The organism is Duganella sp. (assembly GCF_039595735.1).
In the GTDB taxonomy this organism is placed as follows: domain Bacteria; phylum Pseudomonadota; class Gammaproteobacteria; order Burkholderiales; family Burkholderiaceae_D; genus Rugamonas.
In genome coordinates this window covers 103,440-128,148 of record NZ_JBCNLB010000007.1, presented here as the reverse complement: position 1 = coordinate 128,148, position 24,709 = coordinate 103,440, and the positions used below count along the sequence as shown (strand labels likewise).

Genomic DNA, 24,709 nt, shown 5'->3' with positions numbered 1-24,709 from the left:
GTACTTTCAAAAAAAACCGGATACAGTCGGGGATCGCCCGTCGGTATCCGGCATAGGCCGCTGATCCAGCGTCCTTTCTGTATCATCAAGGAACAACAGAGGACTTTCGATGAATTGGCATGCTACTCAGTACGGTACTCCAGCCCCCGAACCCATCACCTAACACATCATTTACGCGTAACAGTAGGAGTGCGCTGCGTTCCTTGGTCATTTCGTACAGTTGACGCTGGTGGAGTAGAAGGCCGAGGCGCAGAGATAGTTTGCCGCCAAGACGGCCACGATTTAACAGCCTCTGTCGATCTAGCTAAACTAGCTAGGAAATCTGCTTTTGTGCTCATAGGCCCTCCATCTTTTTTAATGCTTCTTCAGTAATAGCTGCTTCTCGGTCCATATACGAAGAAGGAATCATCTGCATACGAACTCTGGCCTCCGCCTCAGACCAGTTTACACACGCTCCGTGATCGTCTTTTCGATCTATCTTAAATCCACTGCCTAAGCTGGTGGAAAAAAGATTGAAAAAGCTTCTTGGCCCAACACCCACGAACGGCTCAAATAGAACACGGCGATCGTCTTGAGCAGGCCTCTCAAAGGTGATCGAGTCGCTGTGAAATTCCAATGCCTTACTCTTCGGATAAGGTTCAACGTAGACCACTCGCTTCACGCCGGCAGCAATTATATGCTTTGCGCAGTTGTGACACGGAAATGTGGTGCAGTACAAGTCCGTGCCGACTGTAGGTACCGCATTGCGAGCACATGCAAGAAGCGCCTCCATCTCTGCGTGAGTGACCCTACCATATTCCGTAATATCTCTAAGCTTACTCTCCTCGATAATCGCTCTGGCGCGCTGTTGCGTTGGCTCATCGAACTTGGACACGATATCCTCGATGATCCGCTGCTTCTCTTTAACATTGGCGTCAAAGCCTCTCTTGTAGTCTCGCCCGTTGTCCGCATCAACAATGCTTTTTCCGTCTTTGCTGCGCTCTGCCCAATACAATCCCCCACCAGCGCGAGGAACATCGTTGGCTCCAGTTGATACGATGTTCTGATCCTTCGTAACTACAGCCCCCACTTGCCGAGACAGGTCGGCTGACCTCAGTGACGCAGAGAAGGCCATAAACATAGCGAACTCGTCAAAGGTTGGAGTCACAAAGGGATGTCCGAAGATCAGGTTCACCACTCTGATCAATTCGTTGTTATATTTATCCGCGTCTCCATCATAATTGATGAAGAAGTCCGACAAATGAAATGTGTCCCGAGTCTGCTGGCCAAACTTGTCGGTCTCGTGCTCATCGCGCTCTACAAGAGCCTCCGCATCCTCTTTACTCATGCCCTTGTTTTTCAGGTATTCGATACGCCGATCCTTAGCTGCATGCACTCCCACCAGGAAAAATCCATTTGAGTAGACTTTTCTGAGTGCCTGCACTTCCTGAGGATGCTTGAGCGAGCTGACGATAAAGCATTTACGCCGAAACGGCCGGATGGGCTCCTTCATCCCACTAAATTCAAAGCGCTTCTTATAAATCAACCCAGTCGCAAGTTTGGCGAGAATGCCATAATCCTCGGTCTCTTTGCGAAGGCGATTACCTTCATCCATTAAGCGGTTGAGTCGCTCCGAGCTACTCACCTCTTCACTTGCAACGAATTTTTCAAGGATATCGCGAGATATCTTTATCTCTTCCGCGTTGTACTTGAACAATTTCAGCCTGTCCGCGATGAGCCTGAATACCTCCTCAGTATTCGTGCCAACCGTAGCAACGATACCAATCACAACTTCAGAGTCTACATCCGGTCGATATTCGCTCTGAGTAGATTCATTCTTCACAAACACGCCTACCGCAGGGTTAACCGGAGAGTAAGCCATGTTTTCTCCTGCGGACTCAGCAGGACTTGCATCGCTATTGCGTAGGATTCCCTTAATCTCGGCAACTGTTCGCTTTATGAGACGCGGGTTCCCCCCTACATTGATGGTACGTTTATGACGATTAAAACGCAGGTAGGTTCCCTGTGGAAGTTTCAGCCGAAATTCTTCATCCGCAATCTGCTCCCATTGGGCTCCTTCAGCGAGCGAAGCGAACAGCGTGGTGAGTTCCTCGAGGGTGCGGTCGCAGTCCATTATTCAAAAAGTAGGCGTCGATGAATTTATTGTAGCTAGGCGGAAATGATCAATACATATCAATCTCCAAAATTCATTACAAAAACAACAATTTCGGACCGTAAGTGTGTTTGCGCTCAACTAGCAGGCATAAAAAAACCGGATACGGCTGGGGATCGCCCATCCATATCCGGCAGGGAGTCAGGCAAAGCCTGAGTACCGTTTCGCTGAGCTTAACGCGGCAACTCGGAACTGCCCATCAGGAACTCGTCCACCGCGCGCGCGCACTGGCGGCCTTCACGGATCGCCCACACCACCAGCGACTGGCCGCGGCGCATGTCGCCGGCGGCAAATACTTTAGGGGAGGAAGTCTTGTAGCAGCCTTCGCCGTCGGTGCTGGCCTTGGCATTGCCGCGTGCATCTTTGTCCACACCGAACGCGTCCAGGATGTTGGCCACCGGCGAGACAAAGCCCATCGCCAGGAACACCAGGTCGGCCTTCATTTCGAATTCCGAGTTCGGCACTTCGGTCATCTTGCCGTCTTTCCACTCGACGCGGCAGGCCACCAGTTTTTCCAGCTTGCCGCCCTTGCCTTCCAGGCGCTTGGTGGCCACTGCCCAGTCGCGCTCGCAGCCCTCTTCGTGCGAGGACGAGGTGCGCAGCTTGGTTGGCCAGTATGGCCACACCAGCGGCTTGTTCTCTTGCTCCGGCGGCATCGGCATCAGTTCAAACTGGGTCACCGAGGCGGCGCCGTGGCGGTTGGAGGTGCCGACGCAGTCGGAACCGGTGTCGCCGCCGCCGATCACCACCACGTGCTTGCCGGTGGCCTTGATCTGGTCTTTCAGCTTGTCGCCGGCGTTGACCTTGTTCTGCTGCGGCAGGAAGTCCATCGCGAAGTGCACGCCCTTCAACTCGCGGCCCGGAACCGGCAGGTCGCGCGGCTGCTCGGCGCCGCCGGCCAGCACCACGGCGTCGAACTCCTTCTGCAGGTCTTCCGGGAAGATGGTTTCCTTGGCCCAGTTGTTGACGTTGGCCGGGAAGTCCTTGCCGATCAGGACCGAGGTGCGGAATACCACGCCTTCGGCTTCCATCTGCTTGATGCGGCGGTCGATGTGCGACTTTTCCATCTTGAAGTCGGGAATGCCGTAGCGCAGCAGGCCGCCGACGCGGTCGGATTTTTCAAACACGGTCACAGCGTGGCCGGCGCGCGCCAGCTGCTGGGCCGCGGCGAGGCCGGCCGGACCGGAACCGACCACGGCGACTTTCTTGCCGGTCTGTTTGGCCGCCGGCTGCGGCACCACCCAGCCGTGTTCCCAGCCTTCGTCGATGATCTTGTGTTCGATCGACTTGATGCCGACCGGATCTTCGCTGATGCCCAGGGTACAGGCGGCCTCGCATGGCGCCGGGCAGATGCGGCCGGTGAATTCCGGGAAGTTGTTGGTCGAGTGCAGGGTGTCCAGTGCTTCGCGGTAGTTGCCGCGATACACCAGATCGTTCCAGTCCGGGATGATGTTGTTGACCGGGCAGCCGTTGTTGCAGAACGGGATGCCGCAATCCATGCAGCGCGCGCCCTGGATCTTGGCTTGCTCGTTGGTCAACGGAATGACAAATTCCGCATAGTTTTTAACGCGCGTCGCTGGCGGCAGATAGCCTTCTTCCTGACGCTGGAATTCCATGAAGCCGGTGATTTTACCCACGATATATCCTTCTAAGTTGGTGCTAGCGCCGTCATTCCGGCGCACGCCGGAATCCATGCTGACTCAGATCAGCCGTTCTATGGATCCCGGCCTGCGCCGGGATGACGGTTACGAGTGCATGTCCGTTTTTAAGCAGCGATCGGTTGAGCGGAAGCGGCTTCGTTCGCCACGTCTTCGGCCATCTCGGCCAGTGCGCGTTTGTATTCGCTTGGGAACACTTTCACGAACTTGGCGCGGCTCTCGGCCCAGTTGTCCAGCAACAGGCGGGCACGGGTGCTGCCGGTGTGCTTGAAGTGGCGCTCGATCAAACGCTTCAGGATCACTTCGTCCGACTCGCGGCCGATATCCTTGTGCTGGATGTGCCAGGTTTCGCTCTGCGCTGCCTGCTCCTTGGTGGTCAGCACCGGCTCCAGCGACACCATGGCGGTGTTGCAGCGCGATTCGAAATCACCGTCCGGATCGTAGACGTAAGCGATACCGCCCGACATGCCGGCCGCGAAGTTACGGCCGGTGTTACCCAGCACCACCACGGTGCCGCCGGTCATGTATTCGCAACCGTGGTCGCCGGTGCCTTCCACGATGGCGGTGGCGCCCGAGTTACGCACCGCGAAGCGCTCGCCGGCCACGCCGTTGAAGAAGGCTTCACCGGCAATCGCGCCGTACAGCACGGTGTTGCCGATGATGATGTTGTTCACCGCCCAGCCGCGGAACTCGGTATTCGGACGCACGATGATGCGGCCGCCCGACAGGCCCTTGCCGACGTAGTCATTACCTTCGCCGACCAGGTCGATGGTGATGCCGTGCGCCAGGAAGGCGCACGCCGACTGGCCCGCCGTGCCTTGCAGCTGGATGTGGATGGTGTCGTCCGGCAGGCCGGCGTGACCGTAGCGCTTGGCCACTTCGCCCGACAGCATGGTGCCCACGGTGCGGTTCAGGTTCTTCACCGGCGAGATGAAGGACACGCGCTCGCCTTTTTCCAGCGCCGCTTTGGCCTGGGCGATCAGCTTGTGGTCCAGCGCCTTGTCCAGGCCGTGATCCTGCTCCATGGTGTGGTAGATCGCGTCGCCGTTCGGCACTTCCGGCTGGTAGAAGATATTGCTGAAGTCCAGGCCTTGCGCTTTCCAGTGCGAGATGGCTTTTGACTTGTCCAGCAGATCGACGCGGCCGATCAGTTCGTCGTAGGTGCGGATGCCCAGTTGCGCCATCAGCTGACGGGCTTCTTCAGCAACGAAGAAGAAGTAGTTCACCACATACTCAGGCTTGCCCGAGAACTTGGCGCGCAGCACCGGATCCTGGGTCGCAACGCCGACCGGGCAGGTGTTCAGGTGGCATTTGCGCATCATGATGCAGCCCTCCACCACCAGCGGTGCGGTGGCGAAGCCGATTTCGTCGGCGCCCAGCATGGCGGCAATCACCACGTCGCGGCCGGTACGCATCTGGCCGTCGGCCTGCACGCGGATACGGCTGCGCAGGCCGTTCAGCACCAGCGTCTGTTGGGTTTCCGCCAGGCCCAGCTCCCATGGGGTGCCGGCGTGCTTGACCGAGGACAGCGGCGAGGCGCCGGTGCCGCCGTCGTGGCCGGCAACCACTACGTGGTCGGCCTTGGCCTTGGTGACGCCGGCAGCCACGGTGCCGATACCCACTTCCGACACCAGCTTGACCGAGATCGAAGCGCGCGGGTTGGCGTTCTTCAGATCGTGGATCAGCTGCGCCAGATCTTCAATCGAATAAATATCGTGGTGCGGCGGCGGCGAAATCAGACCCACGCCCGGCACCGAGAAGCGCAGGGTGGCGATGTATTCCGACACCTTGTGGCCTGGCAGCTGGCCGCCTTCGCCCGGCTTCGCGCCCTGGGCCATCTTGATCTGGATCTGGTCGGCCGAGTTCAGGTAGGCAGCGGTCACGCCGAAACGGCCCGACGCCACCTGCTTGATGCGCGAACGCAGCGAGTCGCCTTCCTGCAGCGGAATGTCGACCACCATCTGTTCCTTGCCCATGACCGAAGCCATGGTCTCGCCCTGCTTGATCTTGATGCCTTTCAGCTCCATGGTGTAGCGCGATGGATCTTCGCCGCCTTCACCGGTGTTGGACTTGCCGCCGATGCGGTTCATGGCCACCGCCAGGGTGGCGTGCGCTTCGGTCGAAATCGAACCCATCGACATGGCGCCGGTAGCGAAGCGCTTGACGATTTCCTTGGCCGGTTCCACTTCGTCCAGCGGAATCGCCTTGGCCGGATCGATCTTGAATTCGAACAGGCCGCGCAGGGTCAGGTGGCGCTTGCTCTGATCGTTGATGATCTGGGCGTACTCTTTATAGCTGGCGTAGTTGTTGGCACGGGTCGAGTGTTGCAGCTTGGCGATCGCGTCCGGGGTCCACAGGTGGTCTTCACCGCGCACGCGGAAGGCGTATTCGCCGCCCGCGTCCAGGTGGTTGGCCAGCACCGGGTCGTCGCCGAAGGCCAGGTTGTGCAGGCGCAGCGCTTCTTCCGCCACTTCAAACACGCCGATCCCTTCCACGTTGGAGGCGGTGCCACGGAAGTACTTGTCGACCAGCGACTTGTTCAGGCCGACGGCTTCAAAGATCTGCGCGCCGCAGTAGGACATATAGGTCGAGATGCCCATCTTCGACATCACCTTCATCAGGCCCTTGCCGATGGCTTTGGTGAAGTTGTAGATGGCTTTTTCAGCCGACATATCGCCCGGCATGCCGTGCGCCATTTCGGCCAGGGTTTCCATCGCCAGGTAAGGGTGGATGGCTTCCGCGCCGTAGCCGGCCAGCAGGGCGAAGTGGTGGGTTTCGCGGGCCGAGCCGGTTTCCACCACCAGGCCGGTCGAGGCGCGCAGGCCTTTGCTGACCAGGTGCTGGTGAATGGTCGAGGTTGCCAGCAGGGCTGGAATCGCCACGCGCTCAGGGCCGATCGAACGGTCCGACACGATCAGGATATTGTGGCCGGACTTGACCGCATCCACCGCTTCCGCGCACAGCGAGGCCAGGCAGGCTTCCACGCCTTCCTTGCCCCAGGCCAGCGGGTAGCAGATGCCCAGTTCGTACGATTTGAACTTGCCGCCGGTGTGCTGGCTGATGCTGCGCAGACGCTCCATGTCATCAAAGCCCAGCACCGGCTGCGACACTTCCAGGCGCATCGGCGGGTTGACGTTGTTGGTGTCCAGCAGGTTCGGCTTGGGACCGATGAACGACACCAGCGACATCACCATCGCTTCGCGGATCGGGTCGATCGGCGGGTTGGTGACCTGGGCGAACAGCTGCTTGAAGTACGAGTACAGCGGCTTCAGCTTGTTGGACATGACCGCCAGCGGCGAGTCATTGCCCATCGAGCCGGTGGCTTCCTCGCCGGCGGCGGCCATCGGCGCCATCAGGAATTTCAGGTCTTCCTGGGTGTAGCCGAAGGCTTGCTGGCGGTCCAGCAGCGAAGGCACGGCTTTTTCGCCGGCGGCCGGCTTGTCCTTGGCGCGGTTGTGCGCCAGCTGGCTTTCGCTCAGCTTGATTTCGTTCAGCTTGATGCGCACCGCGTTGATCCATGCCTTGTAGGGCTTGGCGTTGGCGTAGGTGTCCTTCAGCTCTTTGTCGTCGATGATGCGGCCGGCTTCGAGGTCGATCAGGAACATCTTGCCTGGTTGCAGACGCCATTTCTGGATGATCTTCGATTCCGGAATCGGCAGCACGCCGGATTCCGAGGCCATCACCACCAGGTCGTCGTCGGTCACGATGTAGCGGGCCGGACGCAGGCCGTTACGGTCCAGCGTGCCGCCGATGTAGCGGCCGTCGGTGAAGGCCAGCGCGGCCGGGCCGTCCCACGGTTCCATCATGGCGGCGTGGTATTCGTAGAAGGCGCGGCGGTTGTCGTCCATGGTGCCGTGGTTTTCCCACGCTTCCGGCACCATCATCATCATGGCCTGGGCGATCGGGTAGCCTGCCATCAGCAGCAGTTCCAGCGCATTGTCGAAGCAGGCGGTGTCCGACTGGCCTTCATAGATCAGCGGGAACAGCTTTTGCAGGTCTTCGCCCAGCACCGCCGATTTCATCACGCCTTCACGGGCGCGCATCCAGTTGAAGTTGCCGCGCACGGTGTTGATCTCGCCGTTGTGCGCCAGCAGGCGGTACGGGTGGGCCAGCGGCCATTCCGGGAAAGTATTGGTCGAGAAGCGTTGGTGCACCAGCGCCAGCGCCGACACGCAGCGCGCGTCTTGCAGGTCTTTATAGTAAACGCCGACCTGGTCGGCCAGCAGCAGGCCTTTGTAGACCACGGTACGGGCCGACATCGAAGCCACGAAGAATTCTTTGCCGTGAATCAGTTTCAGGGCCTGAATGGCGTGGCCGGACGATTTGCGGATCACATACAGCTTGCGTTCCAGCGCGTCGGTCACCATGATATCGGCGCCGCGGCCGATGAAGATCTGGCGGATCACCGGTTCTTTGGCGCGCACGGTTGGCGACATCGGCATGTCGAGGTCGACCGGCACATTGCGCCAGCCCAGCACGATCTGGCCTTCGGCGCGCACGGCGCGCTCGATTTCCTGTTCGCAGGCGATGCGCGAAGCGTTTTCTTTCGGCAGGAACACCATGCCGACGCCGTATTCGCCGGGCGGCGGCAGTTCCACGCCCTGTTTGGCCATTTCATCGCGGTAATACTGATCCGGGATCTGGATCAGGATACCGGCGCCGTCACCCATCAGCGGGTCGGCGCCCACCGCGCCCCGGTGATCGAGGTTCTTCAAGATCAGCAGACCCTGTTCCACAATCGAATGGCTCTTGTTGCCCTTGATATGGGCGACGAAACCGACGCCGCAGGCATCGTGTTCATTGGACGGATCGTAAAGACCTTGCGCTTTCATGGCTAAACTCCAGACTAATTGGCTCGAAAGCTAAGATTAGTGCAATGCAGCGTAAACCTCAACAACAACAATTAGGGTCGGAGTCGAATTAAATTTCCCGCAGAAGCTTATTTTTTTAATTGGGGACAGAGTAATCCGGGGTCAGGTCCGCCATTTCTACACGAGCTGGGCTGTAGGTATGCCTACAGCCCAGCTCGTGTAGAAATGGCGGACCTGACCCCGGAGTTACGGTTTTATTTTGAAGGGACGGCCGCGTTTGGCCGGCAATACCTGGCGTTTGACCCTGGCTTGCAGCGCGGTCTGGAATTGCTGCGAACCCAGCGGCCAGCCCTTGAGCAGGGATTTGCCAATGAGTGTGATGTCTTCTTCGGTCAGCGGCGGCTGCGATAGCGCGCTGTAGGCCGCTTCGCGCTGGAATGGCGTGTTGCCCAGCTCCCAGACCTTGGCGTGGTCGGTCACCAGTCCGTCCGGGCGGATGCCGGCATGGTGGCAGTAGCTGGACCAGGGATAATCCTCGGCGCGCGCCACCATGCCGTTGCGCACCGGGTTGAATTCGATGTAACGGCTGCACAACATGAAGTAAGCGTCAGCGTCGATCAGCGAAGTTTTGTAGCGTCCATTCCACAAAGTTCCACTACGGGAATACTTTTGGTTGAAATAGGGCACGTAATAGCGGCCTATCCACTGCATCATCTGGCCCAGGCCGGTATCGTCGGCGGGCGTGACCAGCAAATGCAGATGATTCGGCATCAATACATAACAGTGGACCGCGACTTTGTAGTTTTTGGCGGCGGTGCGCAGCCAGCCGAGAAAGGTTTGGTAATCCTCGGCGTCGAGGAAGACATTCTGGTTGTTGGCGCCGGTCTGGATGACGTGGTGCGGCTGGTGCGGAACGATTAAACGGGGCAGGCGTGCCATGGAGATAACAAAAAAGGGCAGATCGGAAACCCGATTCTACCCTGGTTGATTGACTCTGTCCCCGATTAATTTCGCAGATGAAAAAAACAGGCTGACTCTGTCCCTTTTTATGACAGGTTGAAGCTGGCGGACAGGCTGTAGCCTTCGCCATAGGCGCTGCGCAGCGGCAGATCCTGGCCCAGGCCGGTGCGCGCCTTCTTGCGCAGGCGGTAGACCAGCATGTCGACGCGGCGCCCGGCATCCGGATCGTCGCCGCCGATGCCGGCCACAATCACCTGGCGCGGCACCGGACGGGTGTTAATCGTCAGCAGGTGCAGGAAGTTGCACTCTTTTTCGGTCAGGGTGATGGCCATGCCCTGCAGCTCCAGCTGGCGGGCGCTGACCTTGAGCGTCCACTTGCTGGGCGCCGGTATCGTTTCCTGCGGACCAACACGGCGGTCCAGCGCTTCAATGTGCGCCGCCAGTTCGGGAAATTTGATAGGCTTGGTTAAATAGTGGTCCGCGCCCAGGCGCAGGCCAAGGATGCGGTTGTCAAAAGCCACACGGCCAGTGAGCACCAGCAGACCGATTTGCGGGTAGAGCTGGCGCATGCGCGGGATGACGTTGAAGCCGTCTTCATCCGGCAGGCCGAGGTCCAGCACGACCACGCCGACGTTGCCCTGGCTGAGGGCAGACCACATATCGCTGGCGTTGTTGGTAATGTGCACTTCGTGTTCAAGTTCAGTCAGGAACTCCGCCATTTCTTCGGCGTAGTCCAGATTGTCTTCCACGATCAGTATTTGCGTCATTGATGCGCCATTCGTTCGATTGTTGAGCAATTGTGCCCAAGACCTGGGACAATCAGCTTGCGTCCAAGGAATTATCACTGCTGGCATCGGCAGGCGCAAGGCTTTTCCCCGCATTGGTTACCACAGGCAACCAAATCCGAAATTCCATGCCGTTTTCAGAAACATTCCGTGCACTCACGGTCCCGCCGTGCACATCCACGATGGCGCGCGCCATATACAGACCCAAGCCCGATCCGGCCACGCCAGCGGCATTGCTGCCCCGGTAAGCTTTTTCGAACACATGCGGCAATTCCGCTGCGGCGATACCGGCGCCATGATCGCGCACCAGGAATTCGACACCACCCTCCGTTGCAATTCTCCCTACCAATTCTATCGGAATCTCATCGTTTGTGTACTTTATTGCATTGTCGAGCAAGATTTCCAGACACAGGCGCATGCCGGCGGGGTCGCAGCGCATCCATTGCGGCAGGCCCGAAGTTTCAACCGTGACCTGGGCGCGGCGCGCACGCGCCTGTTCGGCAGCCGTCTGCAACAAGGTGCTCGGGTTGATTTCGTTCGGCTGGCGCGCACGGCCGATGCTGGCCATGCGCTCCGGCGACAGGTATTCATCCAGCATGGCCAGCATGCGGTCGACCGCGGTCTGGATCTTGCGGTAGCGCTTGCGCGTACCTTCGTCGTGGTGGGCGCCGGTCATTTCCAGCCGCTGGACGGCGCCGTCGATGGTCGACAGCGGCGTGCGGAATTCGTGCGACAGCATGGAAGCGAACTGTTTCTGCTGCTGCGCCAGCTCGCGCCGGGCCGTCAGGTCGCGCACCACGCCGACCACCGTGACCGGCACGCCGGCCGCATCCAGGATCAGGGTGGATTCGATTTCCACCGGCACCGCGCGGCCATCGCGATGGGGCAGTTCGGTTTCACGCAGCAGGCGACGCCGGCTGAGATCGCCTTTGGCATAGCGCGCCAGACGCGGCTGCAAGTCCTTGAGCAGGCCGGCCGCCAGGGCTTGCGCGCTGTCCAGCGTGTAGCCGAACTGGCGTTCGGCCGCCGGGCTGAGCCAGGTCAGCGTGCGGCTGGCGCAATCGGCCATCCAGCTGATCTCGCTGCTGTGGTCAAGCAGCAGCCGGTAGCGGGCTTCGTTGGCTTGCGACTGCTGTAAGGCCGCCCGCAGCTCCGCCATCGTCTGGCCCATGGCTTACTCCACCAGCGGCGCGAAGATTTGCTGCAGATCTTCCTGGGTCAGCGCCATCTTCTGCGACTCGCCTTCGGCCAGGATGGATTGCGCCAGGTCGGATTTCTTCTGTTGCAACACCTGGATTTTCTCTTCCAGCGTGCCCTTGGCGATCAGCTTGTAGACAAACACCGGCTTGTCCTGGCCGATACGCCAGGCGCGGTCGGTGGCCTGGTTTTCCGCCGCCGGATTCCACCACGGATCGTAGTGGATCACGGTATCGGCAGCCGTCAGGTTGAGGCCGACGCCACCGGCTTTCAGCGAAATCAGGAAGATCGGCACCGCACCTTGCTGGAACGCCGCCACCTGGGCGCTGCGGTCCTTGGTGTCGCCGGTCAGCAGCGCATACGGAATATCGCGCGCGTCCAGTTCTTCCTCGATCAGCTCCAGCATGCTGGTGAATTGCGAGAACACCAGAATCTTGCGCTTCTCTTCGAGCAAGTCTTCGACCATCTGCATCAGGTCGGCCAGCTTGGCCGAACCGGCCTGCTGCTGTTTCTTGGTGGTCGACTTGACCAGGCGCGGATCGCAGCACACCTGGCGCAGCTTGAGCAGCGCTTCCAGAATCACGATCTGGCTGCGCGCCACGCCCTTGCGGTCGATTTCCTCGCGTACTTTCTGGTCCATGGCCAGGCGCACGGTTTCGTACAGGTCGCGCTGGGCGCCGGTCAGCTCAACCTTGCGCACCATCTCGGTCTTCGGCGGCAGTTCCTTGGCCACGCTGTCCTTGGTCCGGCGCAGCAGGAAAGGCTTGATGCGGCGGTTCAGCAGCGCGCGCCGCAGCGGATCGTCCTGGCGCTCGATCGGGTGACGGAACACGGTGTTGAAGCCCTTCTCGTCGCCCAGCAAGCCGGGCAGCAGGAAGTGGAATTGCGACCACAGCTCGCCCAGGTGGTTTTCCAGCGGCGTGCCGGACAGGCACAGCCGATGGCGCGCGCGCAGCAGGCCGGCGCTCTGGGCCGCCTTGGAGCGGGTGTTCTTGATGTAGTGCGATTCGTCCAGGATGACCAGATGGAAATCGTGCTCGCGCAGTTTTTCCTCGTCGCGCGGCAGCAGGGCGTAGGTGGTCAGCACCAGATCGGCTTCGGCGATCTGGTCGAACTGCGCCATGCGGTCCTTGCCTTGCAGCAGCAGCACCTTCAGGCCAGGCGCGAAATGCGCCGCTTCTTCCTGCCAGTTGCCCATCAGGCTGGTGGGGGCGATGACCAGGGCCGGCGCGGTCAGGCGGCCGGCTTCCTTCTCGACCAGGATGTGCGCCAGCGTCTGCACGGTTTTGCCCAGGCCCATGTCGTCGGCCAGAATGCCGGCAAAGCCGTATTCGCGCAGGAATTGCATCCATGACAGGCCATCGGTCTGGTAGTCGCGCAGCGTGGCCTGCAGACCGGCCGGCGTGACCACCCGCTTGACCGAACCGAACTGGTTCAGGCGCGCGCCCATGTCGCGCAGTTCGGCGCCGCCGGTCCATTCCATTTCCACGTTGCGGGCCAGCTCGTCCAGGCGGGCCGCGTCCAGCGTGGCCATGCGCAGCGAGGTCTTGATCTTGTCGCTGAAATACAACTCGCCCAAGGTGTTCAGAATCGGGCGCACGCGGCCCCAGGGCAGGGCCACGCGGCTGCCGTCCGGCAAGGTGGCCAGCATCTGGTCTTCCTCGCCGTGGTTGGCAATGACTTTCGGATTGAAATCGTTGGGCGTGTTGCGGATCAGCTGGACCAGCACCGGCAGCAGCGGCACCCGCTCCTGCTCGACCATGATGCCCAGTTCCAGATCAAACCAGGCGCGCCCGCCGTCAGCCTCGTCTTCCGTGACGTCGGCGTACCAGTCGCCCACTTCCTGGGTGTCGTAGCGGTACTTGACGGTTTTTTCGATTTTCCAGCCGGCTTCTTTCAGTGCGCTGATGCCGTCGCGCGCGAAGCGTATCCATTCGGCCTGGCTCGGCAGCAACAGGCCGCCCTTGACGCTGCTCAGCGGCAGGGTGGCCGGGGCCACAAAATGACGCTCGGTCAGCACCGCCAGCGCATCGTCCTCGGCGCCGCTGTCGCGCTGGATGATCTCGGTCACCTCGCCTTTCTGGCGCACCACGCGCTGCGACGGGTCGAACGACACGCGCTCGCCATCGTAGTCGAAGGACAGCACGGCAAAGTCATTCCAGCGCTGCAGCGAGCCGTCGGCCAGCATGGCGGCGTCCAGCGTCAGCACCGGGCGCGGCTTGACGTCGTCGCGGATGCGCTGCGGCAGCGGCTGCGGCAGCGGCATCAGGCCTTGCAGGCCGTGGGCCAGCAGCAGCTGCGACACCCGCATCTTGTCGTTATTGGTCAGCAGCGGCGCCTGCGCCACCAGCGCCTGCAGGTCGGCCAGCGGGATCTGGGTGCCGCCCTGATTGAGTTGCAATACCCCGCACGACAGGTTATCGATGTACCACGGCGGATCGGTCGGCAGCATGTAGTCGACCTGATCGGCGCCGACGTGCTTGGCGCCCGGCGGCGGCGCCACCTGCCAGCCCAGGCGCAGGCCCTTGCCCTCTTCGCGCCAGGCCAGATTGGCTTCGCGCAACACGCCGCCCTTGAGCGGATACACCAGACCGTTACCGACATCGGCCCACGAGTTCGCCCACAATAATTTGTCTTGCTCGGCGAGCATATTCAACAGCGCCGCGCCGATCTTGCCGCGCGGTTCGGTGGCCGAGCCAGTCTGGGAATTCTGGCCGCTGCGCATGGCCACGAAGAAGCGGATCAGGTCCTCGTCGGCCGGGGTCATGAAGCTGGGCGGGGTCGACAGCAGCGAAAACACTTCGCTGACCGGACTGGCCGCCGCCACGTCGCCATTCGGGCGCAGGCGGGCCTTGTACAGGCACAGCGCCACATGACGGCCGCCGCTGGTGGGCGCCATCACATAAATCAGTTTGTATTGGGTTTGCTTGGGGTCGTTATCGACCGGCGGCGGGGTGAGCTTGGCTTTCGGGTGGGCTGCCGCATCCACACGCTGCAGCCAGGTGGCAACAGCGTACGACAATTGATTCGCAGGCGGCGCAGGGCGCGTTGGGGCCGGTGCTGGAGCAGCAGGGGCGGCAGGGGCGTCGTCGCGGGTAAAATCCATAGGTCGCATTGTTGGTCAAGATGGTTCAAAAACGGCAACAGGCAATATTATCCGCCATTGAAGCGTTCGTGTTCATGTAATTCTGTATAAAAACTGCCTATCAAAGTTGGGCCGCCCACGTTCGTGACCTTTTGGGCGGCCGATGTCGTATTATTCCGGCCTTGTCTGTCTAGGAATCATCACCATGTTGCCTTCCATTGAACAACGTCTTGCCCTGGAACTGTCCGCCAAGCCGGCCCAGGTTGCCGCCGCCATCGCCCTGTTGGACGAAGGCGCCACCGTTCCCTTCATCGCCCGCTATCGTAAAGAGGCGACCGGGGGCCTGGATGACACCCAACTGCGTCTGCTTGAAGAGCGCCTGCGCTACCTGCGCGAGCTGGAAGATCGCCGCGCCAGTATCGTGGCATCGATTACCGAGCAAAACAAGATGACACCAGAGTTGTTAGATGCTGTCATGCACGCAGAAGACAAGACCCGCCTGGAAGACTTATATCTTCCGTATAAGCAAAAACGCCGCACCAAGGCCCAGATCGCCATCGAAGCCGGCCTGGCGCCGCTGGCCGACGCCCTGCTGGCCAACCCGGAACTGCACCCGGAAACCGAGGCCGCCAACTACCTGCGCGTCGCGTTCACCACCGCCGACGGCAACAACCCGGGCGTGGCCGACGCCAAGGCCGCGCTGGACGGCGCGCGCCAGATCCTGATGGAACGCTTTGCCGAAGATGCCACCCTGCTGCAATCGTTGCGCGAATATGTGCAAGAGCATGGCATTGTTGAATCGAAAGTTATTGAAGGTAAGCAAGAAGAAGGCGAAAAATTTGCCGACTATTTCGATTATTCGGAGCCGCTGGCCAGCGTGCCGTCGCACCGCGCGCTGGCGCTGATGCGGGGCCGCCGCGAAGGCATCCTGGACGTGGCCTTGCGTCTTGATAGTGAGCCGGAAAAACCCAAGTGGGACGCGCCGCACAACCCGTGCGAGAGCCGCATCGCCGCCCGTTTCGGCATCAAGAACGCCGGCCGCCCGGCCGACAAGTGGCTGTCCGACACGGCGCGCTGGACCTGGCGCGTGAAGAGCTTCATGCACCTGGACACCGAGCTGATGGGCGCGCTGCGCGAGAAAGCCGAGCTGGAAGCCATCAACGTGTTCGCTACCAACTTGAAAGCCTTGCTGCTGGCGGCCCCGGCCGGCCAGCGCGCCACCATGGGCCTGGACCCGGGCCTGCGCACCGGCGTGAAAGTGGCGGTGGTGGATGCCACCGGCAAGGTGGTGGATACCGCCGTGATTTATCCGCACCAGCCGAAGAACGACTGGGAAGGCTCGCTGCACACCCTGGGCAAGCTGGCCATGAAGCACAATGTGTCGCTGATTTCGATTGGCAACGGCACTGCTTCGCGCGAGACCGACAAGCTGGCGCAAGACCTGCTCAAGCGCTTCCCCGAACAGAAGATGAACAAGATCGTGGTGTCCGAGGCCGGCGCGTCGGTGTACTCGGCCTCCGAGTACGCCTCGAAAGAGCTGCCGGACATGGACGTGTCGCTGCGCGGCGCCGTGTCGATCGCGCGCCGGCTGCAGGACCCGCTGGCCGAGCTGGTGAAGATCGATCCGAAATCGATCGGCGTCGGCCAGTACCAGCACGATGTGTCGCAGACCCAGCTGGCGCGCACGCTGGACGCCGTGGTCGAGGATTGCGTCAACGCGGTTGGGGTGGACGTGAATACCGCCTCGGCGCCGCTGCTGGCGCGCGTGTCCGGCTTGTCGAGCTCGGTGGCGCAGGCGATTGTGTCCTACCGCGACCTGAAAGGCGCTTTCACCTCGCGCGCGGCGCTGAAATCCGTGCCGCGCCTGGGCGACAAGACGTTTGAACAGGCCGCCGGCTTCCTGCGCGTGATGCATGGCGAGAACCCGCTGGACGCCTCGGCGGTGCACCCGGAATCCTACCCGGTGGTGGAAAAAATCCTGGCCGACATCCAGAAGGACATCAAGTCCGTGATTGGCGACAGCGGCCTGATCAAGCGCCTGCAGCCGGCGAAGTACGCCGACGACAAGTTCGGCGTGCCAACCATCACCGACATCCTGAAGGAACTGGAAAAGCCGGGCCGCGACCCGCGGCCGGAATTCACCACCGCCACCTTCAAGGAGGGCGTGGAGGAAATCAAAGACTTGCGTCCGGACATGATCCTGGAAGGCGTGGTGACCAACGTCGCCGCCTTTGGCGCGTTTGTCGACATCGGCGTGCACCAGGATGGCCTGGTGCACATCTCGGCCCTGTCCAACACCTTCGTCAAGGACCCGCACACGGTGGTCAAGGCCGGCCAGGTGGTCAAGGTCAAGGTGCTGGAAGTGGACGAAAAGCGCAAGCGCATCGCCCTGACCATGCGCCTGACCGACAGCGCGCCGCAAGCCGGTTCACAGCCGCAGCAGCGCGGCGACCGCAATGACCGCCGCGCCATGGGCCAGCACCAGAAGGACCAGCAGCGGCAGCAAAACCGCGAACCGGCGATGGCCGGCAGCATGGCCGCAGCCTTCGCCAAGCTGCGGGGGTAAAATAACGGGCACCGGCATTTTCTTATAAAATGCCGGTATTCCACATCTTTTTACCCTAGAGGCAGCTATGAGCGACGTACAAACCTGGATCAAAGAAACCGTGACCAACACCCCGGTGGTGCTGTTCATGAAGGGCACCGCCCAGTTCCCGCAATGCGGCTTTTCCGGCCGTGCTATCCAGATCCTGAAAGCGTGCGGCGTTGAAAACATTGCCACCGTCAACGTGCTGGAAGATCCGGAAGTGCGCCAGGGCATCAAGGACTACTCGAACTGGCCAACCATCCCTCAGCTGTACGTGCGCGGCGAATTCGTCGGCGGCTCGGACATCATGGGCGAAATGTTTGAATCCGGCGAACTGAAGGCCCTGCTGGACAACCATGGCTAATACGCCGCGGCGGATCGTCATCGCCATCACCGGCGCCACCGGCGCGGTGTATGGCGTGCGTCTGCTGCAGCATTTGCAACACAGCGCGGCCGTCGAGACCCATCTGCTGCTCTCCGAAGCCGCGGTCCTCACCCTGCACCAGGAAACCGGCCTGCAGCGGCGCGAGGTGGAAGCACTGGCCCACGTGGTGCACAAGGTGCGCGATGTCGGCGCCACGATTGCCAGCGGCTCGTTCCAGAGCGAGGGCATGATTATCGCTCCCTGCTCGATGAAAACCCTGGCGTCGGTGGCGCATGGCCTGTCCGACAACCTGATCGCCCGCGCGGCCGACGTGGTGCTCAAGGAGCGCCGCCGGCTGGTGCTGATGGTGCGCGAAACGCCGTTCAACCTGGCGCACCTGCGCAATATGACGGCGGTCACGGAAATGGGCGGGATCATCTTCCCGCCGCTGCCCAGCTTTTATCACAAGCCCCGAACCATCGAAGAGATGGTGGACCACACGGTCGCCCGCGTGCTCGACCTGTTTGGCATCGAACACGCCCTGGCGCCGCGCTGGGCGGGGCTGAAACCGGCCAATTAACGCTTGTCGTAGTAAGAGCTGGCGGCGCGCTTCAGTTCACGGGCTTCTTCCACCATGCGGCGCTGGGCAATGCGCTTGCGCATCACTTCAGCATGCTGGGCGGCGCTCATGGGCGGGGCGGTCATCAAATCTTTCAGCTGGGCGGCATTGCTGTAGTTGCTTTTCATCAAACGGCTCAAAGCGTGACTCCCCGAAAAATAGGTTCTGTCCTATTGTGCCTGAAATCCGTGGCGGAACCATGACATTTCGCAAAGGTGGCGAAAATAAAAAGGGCGCTGCCTTGCGCGCGCCCCGCTCCAAACAAAAACCGGCCGATCCTGAACCTGGTTTCATGAATATACGGCGCCAGCATGGGGCGCCGCAGTCCATATTTCTGCGTAGTACTACGTAAAAATAACTACTTTTGGTAGTTCACTCGCACCAGCATGCGGATAAATTCGCGCGCGATCTGGCGGTGATGTTCGTCCAGCCGCTGCAAATCGGCAATCAGCTTGACGTCCGCCGACTCAAAGCGCGACAAACCATTGGCGCTGTCGCTGTTCGGCGCCCCTTCTTCCGGGCCGCCAAAACGCAGCCATTCGGCCGGCACGCCCAGCCATTGGGCGATCATGCGCAGCTTCTCCTGAGTCGGAATCGCCTCGCCTACCAGCCATTTCCGGGCTGCGTGGACGGTAATCGGCCGGCCGTCGAAACGGATATTGAATTCGCGCGCCAACCGGGTCGGACTGTCGGGCGAGTAGTGAGCGTTCTTGAGAGCCTGTTGCAGGCGTTGGCTAAAGCTTTCGCGTTCATTAGAGGAATTCATAATTGAACTATTTCACGTTGCGCCATGAAAGTCAGTCTCTGCGAAGCGGGCCGGGATTGTGACGTCATGGGATTTTTTAATTAACATTCTATCCTCTGCCGGGGCAAACGTCAGCGAAATTGCAGGGTGAATTTTATTCGGCCCCGATGCCTGGTTGATTATCATGCTGCCGCGCCGCCTTTCACGTCGCACGATACCATTGCGCATGCCCGCCAGTCACCTTGTGCCACCAACTCTACGTTTGGCGGTGGGTTTCGCGCTACAATGGCTTGACGTTGACGTAAACGGAAATCCATCAAAACCATGTCCACTTACACCATTACCGAACTGGCCCGCGAATTCGACATCACGGCCCGCGCCATCCGCTTTTACGAAGATCAGGGCCTGCTGAGCCCGTCGCGCGAAGGCGCCGGCGGCCGCAACCGTGTCTACACCGGCCGCGACCGCACCCGCCTCAAGCTGACGCTGCGCGGCAAGCGCCTCGGCCTGTCGCTGGCCGAAATCAAGAGCCTGGTCGACATGTACGAAACGCCCAAGGATTCGGTGGCGCAGATGCACCGCTTCCTGACCGTGCTGGCCCAGCACCGCGAGACGCTGGAGCAGCAGCGCGAAGACATCGAAATGTCACTGGCCGAGATCCAGGCCCACGAAGACGAGTGCAAGCGCCTGCTGGCCGCCCAGCACGCTGCTTGACGTTTACGTTAACGTCACATCGGCGTATCATGGCCGCTTCAAACCCATAACGAATAGAGGAAGACATGCTCCATCTCCCAGGCCTGACCTTTGACCATGGCGAGGACATCGCCGCGCTGCGCGAGGCCGTGCAGCAGTTCGCCGCCGCCGAGATCGCCCCGCGCGCGGCCGACATTGACCGCAGCGACCAGTTCCCGATGGACCTGTGGCGCAAGATGGGCGAACTGGGCGTGCTGGGCATCACCGTGCCGGAAGAATACGGCGGCGCCAACATGGGCTACCTGGCCCACATTGTGGCGATGGAAGAAATCTCGCGCGCCTCGGCCTCGGTCGGCCTGTCGTACGGCGCCCACTCCAATCTGTGCGTCAACCAGATCAAACGCAACGGCACCGAAGAACAAAAGCAAAAATACCTGCCCAAGCTGATTTCCGGCGAACACGTCGGCGCCCTGGCCATGTCCGAGCCGAACGCCGGTTCCGACGTGGTCAGCATGAAGCTGCGCGCCGACTTCAAGGGCGACCGCTGGGTGCTGAACGGCACCAAGATGTGGATCACCAACGGCCCCGACGCCGATGTGCTGGTGGTGTACGCCAAGAGCGACCTGGAGGCCGGTCCAAAAGGCATGACCGCCTTCCTGATCGAAAAAGGCTACAAGGGCTTCTCGATCGCGCAAAAGCTGGACAAGCTGGGCATGCGCGGCTCGCACACCGGCGAGCTGGTGTTTGAAGATTGCGAGGTGCCGGCCGAGAACGTGCTGGGCGGCCTGGGCAAGGGCGTCAACGTGCTGATGTCGGGCCTGGACTTCGAGCGCACCGTGCTGTCCGGCGGCCCGCTGGGCATCATGCAGGCGTGCATGGACGTGGTGGTGCCGTACATCCACGACCGCAAGCAGTTCGGCCAGCCGATCGGCGAGTTCCAGCTGATGCAGGGCAAGCTGGCTGACATGTACTCGACCATGATGGCCTGCAAGGCCTACGTCTACGCCGTCGGCCAGGCCTGCGACCGCGCCACCACGCCGGAGCAGGTGCGCAACCTGCGCAAGGACGCGGCCGGCGCCATTCTGTACAGCGCCGAGAAAGCCACCTGGATGGCCGGCGAGGCGATCCAGACCCTGGGCGGCAACGGCTACATCAACGAGTACCCGGTCGGTCGCCTGTGGCGCGACGCCAAGCTGTACGAAATCGGCGCCGGCACCAGCGAAATCCGCCGCATGCTGATCGGCCGCGAGCTGTTTGCCGAGACCAAGTAAAATGAATGTCGCACCGGCGCAGGCCGGTGCCCATAGAGCGCCGGCGTAGCCAGCTCAGCATGGGTACCGGCTTCCGCCGGTACGACGATGATGACCATCATGACCCAGGCCGCTTTCCCCAAACTGCTGCGTTCGCAAATCGCGTTCGACATCGCGCGCACCATCCGCGACGGTTTCGACAAGCACTACCGGCTGTTCCGCGCGACCAGCCAGCAGGCCAAGCAGCACTTCGAGCGCGGCGCCTGGGCCGAAGCGCAGCAAGCCGCCCGCGCGCGCATCGACTTCTACGACCAGCGCGTGCTGGAATGCGTGCAGCTGCTGGAAGACGAATACGAACCATCCGAACTGACCGACGAAGTGTGGCGCGAACTCAAGCTGCACTACATCGGCATGCTATCCGACCACAAGCAACCGGAGCTGGCCGAAACCTTCTTCAACTCCGTCTGCTGCAACATCCTGCACCGCAGCTACTTCCACAACGAATTCATCTTCGTACGTCCGGTGGTCTCCACCGAGTACATCGAAACCGCCGAACTGCGCCCGACCTACCGCGTCTACTACCCGGCGGCGGACGGCATGCATTTCACGCTCAAGCGCATCATCACCAACTTCCAGCTGGAAGCCAGGTTCGCCAACCTGACGCGCGACGTCGAACAAGTGGAAGCGCGCCTGAAACAGCTGTATGGCGACGCCCGCATCGAACCGAATCACCAGTTCCAGGTGCTATCAAGCCTGTTCTTCCGCAATAAGGGCGCTTACATCGTCGGCAAAAGCATCAACGGCAACCGCGTCTATCCTTTCGTGGTGCCGATCCTGCACAACCGCCATGGCGAACTGGTACTCGACACCGTGCTGTGCGACCCGGAGCAGATTGCCGTGCTGTTCTCGTTCACCCGCGCCTACTTTTTGGTCGACATGGAAGTGCCGTCGGCCTACGTGCAGTTTCTGCGCACGCTCATGCCGCGCAAGCCGCGCAGCGAGATCTACACCATCCTCGGCCTGCAAAAGCAGGGCAAGACGCTGTTCTACCGCGACTACCTGCAGCACCTCAAGCACTCGTCCGACCTGTTCGACATCGCGCCCGGCATCCGCGGCCTGGTGATGCTGGTGTTCGCGCTGCCGTCCTTCCCGTACGTATTCAAGGTGATCAAGGACTTCTATCCGGCGCCGAAGGACACCACGCGCGCGCTGATCAAGGAGAAGTACTTGCTGGTCAAGCACCACGACCGCGTGGGCCGCATGGCCGACACGCTGGAGTATTCCAACGTCGCCTTCCCGCGCAGCCGCTTCAAGGAAGAACTGCTGGCGGAGCTGAAGCAGCATGCGCCATCGATGCTGGAGGAGGACGGCGACCAGATCGTCATCAGGCACCTGTACATCGAGCGCCGCATGGTGCCGCTCAATCTGTGGCTGACCGAAAAAGAACACGACGACGCGCAGCTGGAACATGGCGTGCTTGAATACGGCAACGCCATCAAGGAACTGGTGGCCGCCAACATCTTCCCCGGCGATATGCTGTACAAGAACTTCGGCGTCACGCGCCACCAGCGCGTGGTGTTCTACGACTACGACGAAATCGAATACATCACCGATTGCCACTTCCGCGCCATCCCCGAGCCGCGCAACGAGGAAGAGGAAATGGCATCGGAGCCGTGGTATCCGATCGGCAGGCACGATGTCTTCCCCGAGCAGTTTGGCAGCTTCCTGCTGGGGAACCAGAAGATCCGCAAGTACTTCCTCAAGCATCACGCCGACCTGCTGACGCCCGAGTATTGGCAGTCGCGCAAACAACGCATTATGGATGGGGTACTGGAAGACGTTTACCCCTACCCGCAGCACATCCGCTTCTCGCACAAGCATGACTCGAACATCCCCGCGGTGACACCACCGCCTTTTATGGAGACCTTAGAAAATGAATGATCCTATCGTAATCGTCGGCGCCGCACGCACGCCCATGGGCGCCTTCCAGGGCGACTTCTCCGCCAAGTCCGCGCACGACCTGGGCGCCGTGGCGATCCAGGCCGCGGTCGAGCGTTCCGGCATCGACGGCAAGCTGGTGGAACACGTCTACTTCGGCAACTGCCTGATGGCGGGCCAGGGCCAGGCGCCCGCGCGCCAGGCCCTGCTGAAGGCCGGCCTGCCCACGTCCACCGGCGCAGTCACCCTGTCCAAAATGTGCGGCTCGGCCATGCAGGCCACCATCTTCGCGCACGACCAGCTGGTGGCCGGCAGCGCCGACGTGGTGATCGCCGGCGGCATGGAATCCATGACCAACGCCCCCTACCTGATTCCCAAGGCACGCGGCGGCTACCGCATCGGCCACGGCATGATGTTCGACCACATGATGTACGACGGCCTGGAAGACGCCTACTCGCGCAATGAGAAAACCGGCGAAGGCCGCTCCATGGGCACCTTTGCCGAGGAGTGCTCGGCCAAATACGAATTCACCCGCGAGGCGCAGGACAACTTTGCCATCGAATCGGTGAAGCGCGCGCAAGTGGCAACCAACGAAGGCTATTTCAAGTGGGAGATCGCGCCCGTCACCGTGACCTCGCGCGCCGGCGACATCGTCATCGATAAAGATGAAGGCCCGCTGAAAGCCAAAGTGGAAAAGATCCCGACGCTGCGCGCGGCCTTCAAGAAAGACGGCACCATCACCGCCGCCTCGTCGTCCTCCATCAATGACGGTGCCGCCGCGCTGGTGATGATGCGCGAATCGAAAGCCAGGGAACTGGGCCTGACGCCGATCGCCCGCCTGCTCGGCCACGCCACTTTTGCGCAGGAACCGAACTGGTTCACCACCGCACCGATTGGCGCCATCGAAAAGCTGTACAAGAAAGTCGGCTGGGGCACCAAGGACGTCGACCTGTTCGAGATTAACGAAGCGTTCGCCGCCGTGCCGATGGCGGCCATGCGCGACCTCGACATCCCGCACGAGAAGGTCAACATCCATGGCGGCGCCTGCGCGCTGGGCCATCCGATCGGCGCCTCCGGCGCGCGCATCATCGTCACCCTGCTGGGCGCACTGAAACGCAGCGGCGGCAAGAAGGGCGTGGCTGCGCTGTGCATCGGCGGCGGCGAAGCGACCGCGGTGGCCGTGGAGCTGGTGTAATGGCGACGGCAATGGTCATCGGCGCCTCGCGCGGCATCGGCCTGGAACTGGTGAAACAGTACCGGGCCGACGGCTGGCGCGTGATCGCCACCGCGCGCAAGCAGGAAGACTGCGACGCACTGGCGGCGCTGGGCGCCGAGCCGCACAAGCTGGATGTGAACAACGTTGAAGCGGTGGCCGGCATCGGCTGGAAACTGGATGGCGAAGAGCTGGACGTCGCCATCCTCAACGCGGGCGTGTATGGCCCGCGCCACGACGGCTTCCCGATGGAGACCGACTTCAACGCGGTCATGCACACCAACGTGCTGGCGGCGATGCGCCTGCTGCCGGTCATCGCGCCGATGGTATGTGCGGCCAAGGGCAAGCTGGCGGTGCTGTCTTCGCGCATGGGGTCACTGAGCGAGCGCAATTCGCCGGTGGGATCGCTGTACCGCGCCAGCAAGGCTGCCTTGAATTCGGTATTGATCGACACGGCGCTGATACATGGCAAACAGGGCGCGACCTGCGTGGCCTTCCATCCAGGCTGGGTGCGCACCGACATGGGTGGCAGCGGCGCGGATCTCTCGGTAGAAGAGAGCGCGGCAGGCATCCGCAACACGCTGGCGACGCTACCCGCGTCCGCCCAGGCGACTTATCGCAACTACGATGGCACAACCATCGGCTGGTAAAG

17 protein-coding genes are annotated in these 24,709 nt (G+C 61.3%); 8 read left to right on the top strand and 9 right to left on the bottom strand.

What is annotated here, in order from left to right:
* Positions 1 to 334: 334 nt before the first annotated feature.
* The 7 genes from ABDW57_RS14975 to ABDW57_RS14945 all read right to left on the bottom strand — a co-directional run bounded on the left by ABDW57_RS14975 (position 335) and on the right by ABDW57_RS14945 (position 14,669).
* Positions 335 to 2,113, bottom strand: coding sequence for an anti-phage dCTP deaminase (locus ABDW57_RS14975; protein ID WP_343730977.1), 1,779 nt, complete (start codon positions 2,111 to 2,113; stop codon positions 335 to 337).
* Between the two features lie 212 nt (positions 2,114 to 2,325).
* Positions 2,326 to 3,789 (bottom strand): glutamate synthase subunit beta, encoded by a 1,464-nt coding sequence (locus tag ABDW57_RS14970; RefSeq protein WP_343730976.1) that lies wholly within the window; start codon positions 3,787 to 3,789, stop codon positions 2,326 to 2,328.
* A 128-nt stretch (positions 3,790 to 3,917) separates the two neighbouring features.
* Positions 3,918 to 8,642 (bottom strand): glutamate synthase-related protein, encoded by a 4,725-nt coding sequence (locus tag ABDW57_RS14965; protein ID WP_343730975.1) that lies wholly within the window; start codon positions 8,640 to 8,642, stop codon positions 3,918 to 3,920.
* Positions 8,643 to 8,867: 225 nt separating this feature from the next.
* Positions 8,868 to 9,560, bottom strand: coding sequence for a transposase (locus ABDW57_RS14960; RefSeq protein WP_343730974.1), 693 nt, complete (start codon positions 9,558 to 9,560; stop codon positions 8,868 to 8,870).
* 107 nt (positions 9,561 to 9,667) lie between these two features.
* A complete protein-coding gene (locus ABDW57_RS14955; protein WP_008443102.1) occupies positions 9,668 to 10,348 on the bottom strand; it encodes a response regulator transcription factor in 681 nt (226 codons plus the stop codon).
* 52 nt (positions 10,349 to 10,400) lie between these two features.
* Complete coding sequence (locus tag ABDW57_RS14950; protein ID WP_343730973.1) at positions 10,401 to 11,537, bottom strand: PAS domain-containing sensor histidine kinase; 1,137 nt, start codon at positions 11,535 to 11,537, stop codon at positions 10,401 to 10,403.
* A 3-nt stretch (positions 11,538 to 11,540) separates the two neighbouring features.
* The gene (locus ABDW57_RS14945) at positions 11,541 to 14,669 is read right to left on the bottom strand and encodes a DEAD/DEAH box helicase (protein ID WP_343730972.1); all 3,129 of its coding nucleotides are present in this window, start codon (positions 14,667 to 14,669) and stop codon (positions 11,541 to 11,543) included.
* A gap of 184 nt (positions 14,670 to 14,853) precedes the next feature.
* On the opposite strand from ABDW57_RS14945, the gene ABDW57_RS14940 reads away from it, so the two are divergent.
* The 3 genes from ABDW57_RS14940 to ABDW57_RS14930 all read left to right on the top strand — a co-directional run bounded on the left by ABDW57_RS14940 (position 14,854) and on the right by ABDW57_RS14930 (position 18,179).
* The gene (locus tag ABDW57_RS14940) at positions 14,854 to 17,214 is read left to right on the top strand and encodes a Tex family protein (protein ID WP_343730971.1); all 2,361 of its coding nucleotides are present in this window, start codon (positions 14,854 to 14,856) and stop codon (positions 17,212 to 17,214) included.
* Positions 17,215 to 17,281: 67 nt separating this feature from the next.
* A complete protein-coding gene (gene grxD, locus ABDW57_RS14935; RefSeq protein WP_343730970.1) occupies positions 17,282 to 17,599 on the top strand; it encodes a Grx4 family monothiol glutaredoxin in 318 nt (105 codons plus the stop codon).
* Positions 17,592 to 18,179, top strand: a complete 588-nt coding sequence (locus ABDW57_RS14930) for a UbiX family flavin prenyltransferase (RefSeq protein ID WP_343730969.1) — start codon at positions 17,592 to 17,594, stop codon at positions 18,177 to 18,179. The genes grxD and ABDW57_RS14930 overlap by 8 nt, the downstream gene beginning before the upstream one ends.
* Here ABDW57_RS14930 and ABDW57_RS14925 read toward each other — a convergent pair.
* Both ABDW57_RS14925 and ABDW57_RS14920 read right to left on the bottom strand, forming a co-directional pair.
* On the bottom strand, positions 18,176 to 18,346 hold the full coding sequence (locus tag ABDW57_RS14925; protein ID WP_343730968.1) for a hypothetical protein: 171 nt from the start codon (positions 18,344 to 18,346) through the stop codon (positions 18,176 to 18,178). The two genes, ABDW57_RS14930 and ABDW57_RS14925, sit on opposite strands and share 4 nt — an antisense overlap.
* 230 nt (positions 18,347 to 18,576) lie before the next feature.
* Positions 18,577 to 18,984, bottom strand: a complete 408-nt coding sequence (locus ABDW57_RS14920; protein ID WP_343730967.1) for a hypothetical protein — start codon at positions 18,982 to 18,984, stop codon at positions 18,577 to 18,579.
* A gap of 303 nt (positions 18,985 to 19,287) precedes the next feature.
* Here ABDW57_RS14920 and ABDW57_RS14915 point away from each other — a divergent pair, with 303 nt between their 5' ends.
* The 5 genes from ABDW57_RS14915 (at position 19,288) to ABDW57_RS14895 (ending at position 24,707) form a co-directional block, all read left to right on the top strand.
* On the top strand, positions 19,288 to 19,677 hold the full coding sequence (locus tag ABDW57_RS14915) for a MerR family DNA-binding transcriptional regulator (RefSeq protein WP_343730966.1): 390 nt from the start codon (positions 19,288 to 19,290) through the stop codon (positions 19,675 to 19,677).
* A gap of 65 nt (positions 19,678 to 19,742) precedes the next feature.
* A complete protein-coding gene (locus tag ABDW57_RS14910; protein ID WP_343730965.1) occupies positions 19,743 to 20,927 on the top strand; it encodes an isovaleryl-CoA dehydrogenase in 1,185 nt (394 codons plus the stop codon).
* 99 nt (positions 20,928 to 21,026) lie between these two features.
* Entirely contained in the window at positions 21,027 to 22,847 is a 1,821-nt protein-coding gene (gene aceK, locus ABDW57_RS14905) for a bifunctional isocitrate dehydrogenase kinase/phosphatase (protein ID WP_343731072.1), read from the top strand.
* Complete coding sequence (locus ABDW57_RS14900) at positions 22,840 to 24,039, top strand: acetyl-CoA C-acyltransferase (protein ID WP_343730964.1); 1,200 nt, start codon at positions 22,840 to 22,842, stop codon at positions 24,037 to 24,039. Before aceK ends, ABDW57_RS14900 begins: the two co-directional genes overlap by 8 nt.
* Positions 24,039 to 24,707, top strand: coding sequence for an SDR family oxidoreductase (locus ABDW57_RS14895; RefSeq protein ID WP_343730963.1), 669 nt, complete (start codon positions 24,039 to 24,041; stop codon positions 24,705 to 24,707). The genes ABDW57_RS14900 and ABDW57_RS14895 overlap by 1 nt, the downstream gene beginning before the upstream one ends.
* The last annotated feature ends 2 nt before the right edge of the window (positions 24,708 to 24,709 follow it).

What these genes read in the sequence shown, in the direction of transcription:
- ABDW57_RS14975 (WP_343730977.1), bottom strand. Translation starts at nt 2,113, where the DNA reads ATGGACTGCGACCGCACCCTCGAGGAACTCACCACGCTGTTCGCTTCG.
- ABDW57_RS14965 (WP_343730975.1), bottom strand. Translation starts at nt 8,642, where the DNA reads ATGAAAGCGCAAGGTCTTTACGATCCGTCCAATGAACACGATGCCTGC.
- ABDW57_RS14960 (WP_343730974.1), bottom strand. Translation starts at nt 9,560, where the DNA reads ATGGCACGCCTGCCCCGTTTAATCGTTCCGCACCAGCCGCACCACGTC.
- ABDW57_RS14955 (WP_008443102.1), bottom strand. Translation starts at nt 10,348, where the DNA reads ATGACGCAAATACTGATCGTGGAAGACAATCTGGACTACGCCGAAGAA.
- ABDW57_RS14950 (WP_343730973.1), bottom strand. Translation starts at nt 11,537, where the DNA reads ATGGGCCAGACGATGGCGGAGCTGCGGGCGGCCTTACAGCAGTCGCAA.
- ABDW57_RS14945 (WP_343730972.1), bottom strand. Translation starts at nt 14,669, where the DNA reads ATGGATTTTACCCGCGACGACGCCCCTGCCGCCCCTGCTGCTCCAGCA.
- ABDW57_RS14940 (WP_343730971.1), top strand. Translation starts at nt 14,854, where the DNA reads ATGTTGCCTTCCATTGAACAACGTCTTGCCCTGGAACTGTCCGCCAAG.
- grxD (WP_343730970.1), top strand. Translation starts at nt 17,282, where the DNA reads ATGAGCGACGTACAAACCTGGATCAAAGAAACCGTGACCAACACCCCG.
- ABDW57_RS14930 (WP_343730969.1), top strand. Translation starts at nt 17,592, where the DNA reads ATGGCTAATACGCCGCGGCGGATCGTCATCGCCATCACCGGCGCCACC.
- ABDW57_RS14925 (WP_343730968.1), bottom strand. Translation starts at nt 18,346, where the DNA reads ATGAAAAGCAACTACAGCAATGCCGCCCAGCTGAAAGATTTGATGACC.
- ABDW57_RS14920 (WP_343730967.1), bottom strand. Translation starts at nt 18,984, where the DNA reads ATGAATTCCTCTAATGAACGCGAAAGCTTTAGCCAACGCCTGCAACAG.
- ABDW57_RS14915 (WP_343730966.1), top strand. Translation starts at nt 19,288, where the DNA reads ATGTCCACTTACACCATTACCGAACTGGCCCGCGAATTCGACATCACG.
- ABDW57_RS14910 (WP_343730965.1), top strand. Translation starts at nt 19,743, where the DNA reads ATGCTCCATCTCCCAGGCCTGACCTTTGACCATGGCGAGGACATCGCC.
- aceK (WP_343731072.1), top strand. Translation starts at nt 21,027, where the DNA reads ATGACCCAGGCCGCTTTCCCCAAACTGCTGCGTTCGCAAATCGCGTTC.
- ABDW57_RS14900 (WP_343730964.1), top strand. Translation starts at nt 22,840, where the DNA reads ATGAATGATCCTATCGTAATCGTCGGCGCCGCACGCACGCCCATGGGC.
- ABDW57_RS14895 (WP_343730963.1), top strand. Translation starts at nt 24,039, where the DNA reads ATGGCGACGGCAATGGTCATCGGCGCCTCGCGCGGCATCGGCCTGGAA.